Origin of the sequence: Chamaesiphon sp. VAR_48_metabat_403, from assembly GCF_031422475.1 — a bacterium.
Taxonomy (GTDB): domain Bacteria; phylum Cyanobacteriota; class Cyanobacteriia; order Cyanobacteriales; family Chamaesiphonaceae; genus Chamaesiphon.
On record NZ_JANPLS010000460.1, the window covers coordinates 1 to 8,593 of the forward strand.

Here is an 8,593-nt window from a genome sequence, read left to right on the forward strand (position 1 = left end):
AATTTGGGGGGCATGGTGTGAGCTTCCAATTTGGGGGGCATCCCGAAAACCCGATGCCCCCCAAATTGGGATCCGGGGGGTGGCGGATTCCTGAGGGTACCGTTTATAAGCTTATTTAAAGGTGAAAAATCACCATTGACATCCCGATTCCAGTCGCCAGGGCTTGAGTCGATATTAGTATAGTCATGACGATCGAACTCACCCGGATCGAATAGCTGTTGTTGCAAGTCGCTAATTTTCATCACCTCCCATGTCGTCGGGTAATCTAGAAACATCTTGCCCTAGTGCCGCCGATAAGGTTTTTAATGAGACACCTAGCTCTGCCGCAAGCGCGATCGCATTATCTAGTCTAGGCACCCTAGTTCCTTTTCCCCAAGCCACTATCGCATCATGTCCCGTGCCTAATTTTTCAGCTAAATCTCTATATGTATAGCCAGCTTCAGCAATTAATTCTTTCAATGTCTTTTCACTCATGCCCAAATTTCTTGGGCAAAACGGTTGACTCTTGGTTGTGTTTATAATACCATTATGGTATTGAATATACAACCAATTATCTTGTATTTTACCCAAGACTCACTATAAGTACTCGCACTACCTATTTTCAGGCTTGGGCGTACCCAACGACTGTAATCTACCACCCGCTACCGATGAGGTAAGCCAAGTGTGGTGTTAACTCGATCCAGCTTCCATCGATGGAAGGAAGCTAGCGAAGACGCTTATCAAGCGATCGAGAGTATTTAAAAACTCAATCAATCACTCCCCCAGTTGGGGGCATATTTCACATGGATAAAAATTGATGGTGTCAGAGAATGACGATCGAGATGTTCGGGTTGATTGTGTCCAGTGCGGCAAATTTTTAGGCTACTGGGACTCAGGGGACGAAGATGTAAATGCGCTTTGCTATGCCTGCGAATACGGATTAGATGAGGATGAAGAATGCTAAAAATTAATGACGGCGACCAGATTAGAGAGATGCAAATCTCCGATCTGATTCGTGAGTTTGAAGGTGAAATCGATTATGACTGTTCGGGCGATATCGATGCGACTGAATATCATTTAATCGTCAGCCAGTACGCTTATATTAAGTTTGGATTAATTCTCGAACGAGTCAGAAATCAGTGCTGGTGGCGCAATTGCGTGGAAAAGTTCCGCGACTTCAAACAGTTCTGTCAAGCTAAAGTCAACCTGTCCATCTGGCAAGTTCTGAACGCGATTAAATCCGCGCAAGTGTGCGTAAAGCTGGTAAATTTGGGATACACAGAATTACCCAGAAACGCATCTCAAGCCCTGAAAATGGCAGAACTATCGATCGACAGATTGGGTGAAGTTTGGGGTAAAGTCGTCGCCAGTTGTGAAGGTCACAAAATCACCGCACTCGCGATCGAATCCCAAATCAATCCCGACAAACAGCCGACTAGTTCGACAATCAAACTTCCCGCTCCGTTGATGGAGAAGTTGCAACGCCAGGCGGCTAATGCTGGGGTAACTTTGAGTGAATATTTGGGGGAACTGGTAGACGATCGGATCGCGCAAGATAATCATGTCGAACCCGTTGCGGTGTCGATCGATGAAGAAGTTAAGTCGATCGTCATGGCGATCGAGAAAACTGAAGTCTTGAAGGCTAAACCGATCGCCCCAGCAATCGCCTTAAATTCATGCCTGGATAACTTCAATTCGCTCATGGATAATCTACTCGGCGGACTCATCCCACCAGTAAAGCGGAGAGTCGCGCATGAGTAATCGCAAACCAGACAAGCGACGCTTACAGCCGGGAGAACTTCAGGTAATCATGGGTGCCGATTTTGCAGCCGATTTACTTGTAGTACTTAGATTTGGTTTAGAACTAGAGAGCGTGCGGGAAGATTCGCGACTCTATACCAGAGTCTTGAATTTTGCCGATACGATCCAAAACGATCTATTCGATACTCATCCCGATTTATTCGCCACTCTCAAACAATTAAGCGACTCGATCCAACCATCTACATCGGAGGAATTCAACTAATACCGACCGATCGAATCGCCAGTAACCCCGCCTGATGAGTCTTCACGACGAAATACCCTCTGGGTATCGCGGGGAGCTTCCAAACCTCCTTGTAACGAACAAGCGCGACTATCGCTCGACTGTTGAAAGGGGCTTAACGCCCGTATGGTTTCGTGAGCAAAATAATCGCGCTAATTCGTACCCTAACGCTCAGATATAGAATAACGCCAGTGTGGGAGATTCGTGAGCTTACCGTGGGTAAAACGGTTAAATATCGTGTGTTCTCCTAGTTTAACGCACATTGAAAACTGAATAATTGAGGATCGAATATGAAGATTATCGGTGCCGATGCCTGTAAGGATCGGTTGGTTTACTGCGTCTTGAATAGCGAGAATATGCCGCTAAATTTGCGAGAATATTATCTCGATGGGGCTAACTTTCACGAAGCATATCTGTCTGCCGCCGGACTCAAACAAATTCTAGATTTACAGCCAGACGTGTTAGCTCTAGAACCGACGGGAGTTAATTACACCAGGTTGTGGGTGCGAAAAATGTCAGAACATGGGGTCAAAGTTGCCCTAATCGGACATACCCAACTCAAGAGCTATCGCAAGAATTTGCAACTGCCAGATAAAGACGATCCGGCGGATGCTTTAGCCATCGGCGCGTACTATGCCGAACACTATCAGTCGCCGCAACTGTTCGTACTGCTCAGGGATGAGACTACCGCCCAACTGCGACACATTAGCCTGCGCTTATCCCATCTAGCTCGACTCCAATCGCCCGCCATCAATCGCCTCAAACAGGATCTCGCTTATGCTTTTCCCGAACGTGCCAACGTGTCGAGTAATGCGGTGCTGTTCTGGCGGTGGTTGGGGGGACGCGCCAAAAGTATCAGGTATGATGCCGAATTAGCAGGCTCGATCGGCTTGGGTCTGAGTGCCGAAATTATTTTAGAAGCCAGCTTACTCGCTCAAATCCAAGCAGAAGAATGCAGGATCGAATTTGAATTAAGATCCTTACTTGATGATTCGCAATTTCTGCCATATCGCAAGGTACTCAAAAAGTATGGTTTCGGGGAGCGGGCACAAGCAACGATTATCAGCCAGATCTACCCGCTCGAAAATTTTTTAGACGAATTCAAGCAGCCGATCGTCTTAACTACCAAAGGTAAAAAATCCGGTACCATGACCGCCAAACATATCAGCTTGCGGAAAGTTTCTAAGATGCTCGGTGTGGCTCCCACCCGCGAACAGTCGGGTAAGTCTAAAGATGTTACCAAGAAAGCCGGATCGCAATTATGCCGGAATGCGTTTTGGCTGTGGTTGTTTACTCGCATCGAGCCAGAACGATCGCGATTGCAGAACCAACAGGGGCAAGAAATTGTCAAAATATTTACCGAATACAAAGCGGCAAAACCAATTAAACTCGCACGGGCAAAGACAATCGGAAAAGTCGTCAGCCGCCTATTCTACGACCTTGTAGACGCGCTTAATGAGTAGTTGAGATAAACTAAAGGGGATAGCCCAACGGCTGCCCCCTTAGTTAATAAGTTTGGAAAATGACCTATATAGAAACTATCGAGAAGCGTTCGACATCTCGTAAGCTCGCGCCCAATTACCGCGTGCTGCTTCACAATGACGATTTTAATAGCATGGAACACGTAGTCCAGGTGTTGGTAACTACGATTCCGAATATGTCAGAAACTAGTGCAATTAGCGTGATGATGGAAGCACATAAAAATGAAATGGCATTAGTCATCGTCTGCAATCAAGAACATGCAGAACATTATTGCGATGTCCTTAAAAGTCATGGCTTGCGGAGTACGATCGAGCCAGCAGAATAATTTTATTTAGAACAATTTTATCGATCGAGTGCAACTAAATTTACGACAAGTTGCTCTCGATCGACATTGTAATTATTCGATAAATTACCTGCGACTAAAGTCGCGGCTGATGATGCAAAGTCCGCCTACGCGGACTAACAATTCAGTCCGCGTAGGCGGACTTTGCACTCCGATCAGCGGTTAGAAACCGCTGGGGTTATTCACTAAAATTGACTCGATCGAACTAAGCATTCTAATAAACTCTACCCCGCCACTGTTTTGGCTGCTGGAAAGCCGATAAAAAGATTCTTAAAACAGCAGCAGGATCGGCAAAGGGTGATAGCCAAAAGCCCAACGCCGCCACCGAAAATCCTGGGCGATAATAAGAAGGATAAATTGCCAGTAATAGGGCAAACCGAATCGCTACTAGAAACAAATTCAGACCGACCGCCAGTTGTAAAGTTAAAACCGAATTTTCCCACGATCCTAAACTCCACAGCGCGATCGTCAGCGGAATCGGTAAACCTTGTACCAGTAATAATAGAGCCAAATCGCTCCATAATTGTGGCGATGTCGTCGCATCCTTGAGATCGAGAGAGCGTCCCCATTCTCGCCACGTTTCCGCCATCCCCGCATACATCCGCACCCGAATTACTTTCGCCCCATCCAAGAAGCCAACTTTAAATCCTTGTTTGGCAGCATTTCGCGCCAAAGTTACATCATCGCAAAACGAACCCGCCGCGCTAATATAACCCCCCAATTGTAATAATACCGATCGCCGACAAAAAAAACACTGCCCATTTGCCATCACGCGATCTGGCGATTGCGCCCTCACTCCAGCCGAATCAAACCGATACAAGAGCGTCATTAATAACGCAGGTTGCAGCCACCACTCCCCCAGATCGGAGAGGATAAACTGTGGCGATAATGACACCAAATCGTAACTCTCCTCGATCGCCGCCGCAACTAAACTGTTCACCAATCCCGGCTGAGGCTGAGTATCGGCATCGACACCCAGAATCCATTCACTCTCAGTCGAACTACCTAAAAATCCAGAATGTAACGCCCACGGACGACCTACCCAACCAGCAGGTAAAGGATCGTCAGTCATCAAATTAAAGCGAGAGTCAGCCGTAGCCGCCTCTTTAACCAGCTCCCGCGTTCCATCTTGAGAATTACTATCGACGATGAGGATCTCCCGCACTTCCTCGCCTTGCTGGCTCAATCCTAACAAACACGGCGCAATCCGATCGACCTCATTCAACGTCGGTACCACCACGCTAACACTCCCAGATCCGAGCATCGAGGTTTTCGGTACCAATGGCGGACGACGCACCGCTCCCTTTATCAGTCGCGACAGCAAAATTAAACTAGCCGATCCCTGACATAATAACAACCCCAGCGCAACAGCACCCAATATTTCCTCACCGAATAACTCTCTCACCCACACCACCTTAAAATTGCTGTTTGCCATTGAGTGGGTGTCTGAAAAGTCCAGTTTGTTGAGCATAAACCCTAGAAATCCCCCCTAGCCCCCCTTAAAAAGGGGGGAACCAGATTCTTAGTCCCCCTTGAAAAGGGGGATTTAGGGGGATTCAGATCTACGCTCGGAGCAAATAATACTTTTCAGACACCCTCTGAAGCTAAATGATACCAAATCTCACAGTCTGCACTAGACATTAGTTAAGATGTAGTCATTCGATCGATCGCTAGAGACAGAACGATCGTTTCAAACATAGTCCGATCGCGACAATTATGGTACTTTATAAAGTAATTATGTAAGTGTAGTTATTCGCGTGTCATTATCGGTATATTTAACGATTCCGAAGATCTACCGATGTTGATAGAGTGGTTATTGGCTGACTGGTAAACTTCAAGGCATAACAGGCTCGACTCGTTACTTCCCAATTTATGACTCAAACTAAAACACCCAATCTTACGCCTACTCCAACAATGCCCACAAGTACTGTTGCCGCAACAGAATTACGCCCTTGGGGTTCTTTTACCATCCTCGAAGAAGGCAGAGGACACAAAATTAAACGGATTGAAGTAAAACCAGGACATCGGCTCAGTCTTCAGATGCACTATCATCGGAGCGAACACTGGATTGTTGTTTGCGGTACGGCGATGGTAACTTGCGACGATCGTGAAGAAATCCTGCACAGCAACCAATCTACCTACGTTCCCGCCTGCACCAAGCACCGCCTGGAAAATCCTGGTGTCATCCCCTTGGTAATTATCGAAGTCCAAAATGGCGAGTATCTAGGCGAAGATGATATCGTCCGGTTTGAAGATGACTATGCCAGAAATAGCGGCTAGAAGTTTTTCGACGATCGCCGCTCTAGATTAATACCCGATCTAATGCAAGAGTAAGTAAGGTTTTGAAAAGATGAGATCGAGTTACTTATGATTGAAATTAGCGAAGCAGCGGTCGCCGAGATCGAAAGAATGCAGGCAGTACGCACACAAACCGATCGTCGATTTCGGATCGGTTTTGCTCGTGGTGGCTGCAAAGATTTTTACTACACGGTCGATCTGGTAAACTCCAACGAGGACGATGACAACGATCTACCTTACAACGTGAATGGCATTTCGCTGTCGATCGATCTTCACCAGTTAGCATATTTAGAGCATCTGAAACTAGATTATTCCGAAGATCTCATGGGCGGGGGCTTTCGATTTGAAAACCCCCTCGCAACAACCGTTTGCGGCTGTGGAAATTCGTTTTCGATCGCTCATGTCGAGTCGGAACGCTGGCAATTACCCACTTAGGTTTTAGGCTTTAGGCTTTAGGGTAAGATTGTAGGCTGGGTTAAGGCATGAAACCCAACAAACCCGTCAATTAAATGTGTGGATGTTGGGTTTCGCTTGAGCTTCAACCCAACCTACAGATTTGTACCGTTCACCAAGCAACGTAAGGTAACTTTGCTGCGGTAACTTGCGTTTGGCTGAGATTGGCGACTAATTGCCCACAAGCATCCCAGGTGCCATTGGTTAATTGCTGGCGGGAGCCTTCGCCGATCGAGACTGGCGCAGTAAAGTCGCCACACTGTACCTGTAAGGCGTTCAGATCGACGGTAACCGAGGTCTTGGGGTTGGCACGCAAAATCTCTTGTAGACGGGTGGTAGTGGCAGCATCGGCAGTGAGACAGGGAATACCCATCGCGACACAGTTGCCGAAGAAAATTTCGGAGAAGCTTTCACCAATAACTAATTTGATGCCCCATTTTGCCAAGGCTTGAGGTGCGTGTTCGCGACTGGAACCGCAACCGAAGTTGCTATTTACAACTAAAATATTTGCACCTTGAAATTGGGGTAAGTCAAAAGGGTGTTCGCCTTTGAGTTGAATGCGATCGTCTTCAAATACGCTAGCACCTAAGCCGTCGAAGGTGACGCAGCGCAGAAAACGGGCGGGGATAATGCGATCGGTATCGATGTCATTGCCAGTTAAGGGAATGGCGGTACCGGAGATAGTGGCGATTTGGCTGTTCATTGGTTTTATGGGTTGTTGGTTTGTGGCGGAGATCTACCCACCCCGCCCTTTGGGCACCCCTCCGAGGAGGGGATTTGTAAAGAAGATAAAAGAACGCAAAGAGGGGATTGGCTTCGTTCTGGTATTTAGTAAACCCAGTGGGGCACTGAGAGTCTAAATTCCCCTCCTCGGAGGGGTGGCGCGTAGCGACGGGGTGGGTTCAACCTCGAAAGTACTAATCCTGCACGATCGCTTCAGCTTCGATTTCCACCAGAATATCAGGGGAAATCAGACGGCTGACTTCTACCATTGCCGTCGTCGGGCGGATTTCGCTAAAGAATTCGCCGTGGGCTTTGCCGATGAGTTCCCATTCTTCGATATTGGTGCAGTAGATGCGGGTGCGAACTACGTCTTTGAGACTGGATCCAGCTTGTTGGAGGGCAGATTCGATATTGAGGATGATTTGTTTGGTTTGGGCGTACACATCGCCGACACCGACGAGTTCGCCTGCGGCGTTGGAGGCGGTGGTACCGGAGACGTGAATGGTGTTACCGATTTTGACGGCGCGGGAGTAACCGATGATGGGTTCCCATTTGGAGCCTGTGGAGATGTTTTGACGTTGTGACACTGTTCTTTCCTAATATTTAGCTTAGTTATTATCCCTGAAATTGACTCATGAGCCATTGCCCAACTTGAGCTTGGTCGGTTTCTTTGCTACGATTTAATGCCTCGGTAATAGTCGCGATCGATAGGTTCGGCAATACCAGCGAATTATCGACTCTGCGGCTACCTCGATCGATTATTTCAAACGCATAAATTAGAGTATTCTGGACATCTACAATCCAATATTCAGAAACACCCATCTCTTCATATAGGAAACGTTTCGCACCGAGATCGTTATTAATAGTAGTATTGGAAATTTCTACAACTAGGTTGGGAATAGCTTGTTCATCTAAGTTAACAACTGATTTACCTTTAGGGGCTAAATGAGCTATGTCGCCAATATAAAAGGAGATATCTGGTTGACATTCTCTAACTGCAACTTTACGATAGCTACAATTTACAAAACCAGAAATAGGTATTTCTTTAGCCATCCCAAATAAAAGAATAGCAAAGTAGATTAGTGGCTTGCTCCGAGCAACATCAGCACCTATGAATAAATCTTCTATTTTCATGTAGCCATTATAGTAACAGCCCGGCTCTCTCGTAGTTAAGGTTATAATTTAAACTTATTAAAGCAATCGGAGCGAAGCGGAGATTACTTTAATAAGCAAGCTAATAGTTTTTCTCTCATGAGACTAAAGTTCTTGAATCC

General features: G+C 46.7%; 11 protein-coding genes and 1 pseudogene. 6 read left to right on the forward strand and 6 right to left on the reverse strand.

Features of this window, described 5'->3' with window-relative positions; translation table 11 throughout:
• A pseudogene (locus tag RMO79_RS22150) lies at positions 1-242 on the reverse strand (hypothetical protein); the annotation flags it as partial.
• Positions 232-474, reverse strand: a complete 243-nt coding sequence (locus RMO79_RS22155; RefSeq protein WP_310485433.1) for a helix-turn-helix transcriptional regulator — start codon at positions 472-474, stop codon at positions 232-234. The gene RMO79_RS22155 and the pseudogene RMO79_RS22150, both read right to left, overlap by 11 nt.
• 462 nt (positions 475-936) lie before the next feature.
• Here RMO79_RS22155 and RMO79_RS22160 point away from each other — a divergent pair, with 462 nt between their 5' ends.
• The 4 genes from RMO79_RS22160 to clpS all read left to right on the forward strand — a co-directional run bounded on the left by RMO79_RS22160 (position 937) and on the right by clpS (position 3,827).
• Positions 937-1,740 (forward strand): hypothetical protein, encoded by an 804-nt coding sequence (locus tag RMO79_RS22160; RefSeq protein ID WP_310485434.1) that lies wholly within the window; start codon positions 937-939, stop codon positions 1,738-1,740.
• Complete coding sequence (locus tag RMO79_RS22165) at positions 1,733-2,002, forward strand: hypothetical protein (RefSeq protein WP_310485435.1); 270 nt, start codon at positions 1,733-1,735, stop codon at positions 2,000-2,002. The genes RMO79_RS22160 and RMO79_RS22165 overlap by 8 nt, the downstream gene beginning before the upstream one ends.
• Before the next feature lie 308 nt (positions 2,003-2,310).
• Positions 2,311-3,483 carry a transposase gene (locus RMO79_RS22170; RefSeq protein ID WP_310485436.1) on the forward strand — a complete coding sequence of 391 codons (1,173 nt, stop codon included), beginning with the start codon at positions 2,311-2,313 and terminating at the stop codon, positions 3,481-3,483.
• A gap of 59 nt (positions 3,484-3,542) precedes the next feature.
• Positions 3,543-3,827, forward strand: a complete 285-nt coding sequence (clpS, locus tag RMO79_RS22175; RefSeq protein WP_310485437.1) for an ATP-dependent Clp protease adapter ClpS — start codon at positions 3,543-3,545, stop codon at positions 3,825-3,827.
• Between the two features lie 232 nt (positions 3,828-4,059).
• Here clpS and cruG read toward each other — a convergent pair whose 3' ends face one another.
• Positions 4,060-5,280: a 2'-O-glycosyltransferase CruG gene (gene cruG, locus RMO79_RS22180; protein WP_310485438.1), complete on the reverse strand. Its 1,221-nt coding sequence runs from the start codon at positions 5,278-5,280 to the stop codon at positions 4,060-4,062.
• 437 nt (positions 5,281-5,717) lie between these two features.
• On the opposite strand from cruG, the gene RMO79_RS22185 reads away from it, so the two are divergent.
• Entirely contained in the window at positions 5,718-6,125 is a 408-nt protein-coding gene (locus tag RMO79_RS22185; protein ID WP_366944897.1) for a phosphomannose isomerase type II C-terminal cupin domain, read from the forward strand.
• Positions 6,126-6,212: 87 nt separating this feature from the next.
• Positions 6,213-6,578, forward strand: coding sequence for an iron-sulfur cluster assembly accessory protein (locus RMO79_RS22190; protein ID WP_310485440.1), 366 nt, complete (start codon positions 6,213-6,215; stop codon positions 6,576-6,578).
• 130 nt (positions 6,579-6,708) lie between these two features.
• Here the strand turns inward: RMO79_RS22190 and leuD are convergent, their stop codons facing one another.
• The 3 genes from leuD to RMO79_RS22205 form a co-directional block, all read right to left on the reverse strand.
• Complete coding sequence (gene leuD, locus RMO79_RS22195) at positions 6,709-7,299, reverse strand: 3-isopropylmalate dehydratase small subunit (RefSeq protein ID WP_310485441.1); 591 nt, start codon at positions 7,297-7,299, stop codon at positions 6,709-6,711.
• Positions 7,300-7,513: 214 nt separating this feature from the next.
• Positions 7,514-7,906 (reverse strand): RidA family protein, encoded by a 393-nt coding sequence (locus RMO79_RS22200; RefSeq protein WP_310485442.1) that lies wholly within the window; start codon positions 7,904-7,906, stop codon positions 7,514-7,516.
• A gap of 28 nt (positions 7,907-7,934) precedes the next feature.
• Positions 7,935-8,453 (reverse strand): Uma2 family endonuclease, encoded by a 519-nt coding sequence (locus RMO79_RS22205; protein ID WP_310485443.1) that lies wholly within the window; start codon positions 8,451-8,453, stop codon positions 7,935-7,937.
• Positions 8,454-8,593 lie beyond the last annotated feature (140 nt).

What these genes read in the sequence shown, in the direction of transcription:
- RMO79_RS22155 (WP_310485433.1), bottom strand. Translation starts at nt 474, where the DNA reads ATGAGTGAAAAGACATTGAAAGAATTAATTGCTGAAGCTGGCTATACA.
- RMO79_RS22160 (WP_310485434.1), top strand. Translation starts at nt 937, where the DNA reads ATGCTAAAAATTAATGACGGCGACCAGATTAGAGAGATGCAAATCTCC.
- RMO79_RS22165 (WP_310485435.1), top strand. Translation starts at nt 1,733, where the DNA reads ATGAGTAATCGCAAACCAGACAAGCGACGCTTACAGCCGGGAGAACTT.
- RMO79_RS22170 (WP_310485436.1), top strand. Translation starts at nt 2,311, where the DNA reads ATGAAGATTATCGGTGCCGATGCCTGTAAGGATCGGTTGGTTTACTGC.
- clpS (WP_310485437.1), top strand. Translation starts at nt 3,543, where the DNA reads ATGACCTATATAGAAACTATCGAGAAGCGTTCGACATCTCGTAAGCTC.
- cruG (WP_310485438.1), bottom strand. Translation starts at nt 5,280, where the DNA reads ATGGCAAACAGCAATTTTAAGGTGGTGTGGGTGAGAGAGTTATTCGGT.
- RMO79_RS22185 (WP_366944897.1), top strand. Translation starts at nt 5,718, where the DNA reads ATGACTCAAACTAAAACACCCAATCTTACGCCTACTCCAACAATGCCC.
- RMO79_RS22190 (WP_310485440.1), top strand. Translation starts at nt 6,213, where the DNA reads ATGATTGAAATTAGCGAAGCAGCGGTCGCCGAGATCGAAAGAATGCAG.
- leuD (WP_310485441.1), bottom strand. Translation starts at nt 7,299, where the DNA reads ATGAACAGCCAAATCGCCACTATCTCCGGTACCGCCATTCCCTTAACT.
- RMO79_RS22205 (WP_310485443.1), bottom strand. Translation starts at nt 8,453, where the DNA reads ATGAAAATAGAAGATTTATTCATAGGTGCTGATGTTGCTCGGAGCAAG.